We start from the raw sequence: 276 nt of genomic DNA, 5'->3' as shown, positions 1-276 counted from the left end.
AAAATTATCGAATGTCCACCACTCAAAAATTTAGCTATTGGTGATAGAGTGCCAACAGTAGCCCTTTATACTGCCTCAACCGACGAGTCTTTGTCGCATTGGATAGATTTTAATCCTGTCCCTTTATCATATGCGACCGACAACCCAGAAGTGATTAACGTGGCTATGCAGAGTTACCCAAGCGAACAATGGCAGCAATTAGAAAGACAACTATTGGAGTTGGATAAGCCCTACAAGGCAGGTTTGTATCAGGTTGATAAAGAACAAAGTGGTTGG

At 42.0% G+C, this 276-nt stretch carries 1 protein-coding gene; it reads left to right on the top strand.

The annotated features are described in order from the left end of the window. Positions 1-3 precede the first annotated feature (3 nt). Positions 4-276 (top strand): DUF3239 domain-containing protein (locus tag AAEY75_RS14920; RefSeq protein WP_352260012.1); only part of this gene is annotated, 273 nt, incomplete at its 3' end.

Source organism: Psychrobacter sp. TB55-MNA-CIBAN-0194, assembly GCF_040309505.1.
GTDB classification, from domain to species: Bacteria; Pseudomonadota; Gammaproteobacteria; order Pseudomonadales; family Moraxellaceae; genus Psychrobacter; species Psychrobacter fozii.
Note: the sequence above shows the minus strand (reverse complement) of the source record. Positions and strands in the feature narration are given on the sequence as shown.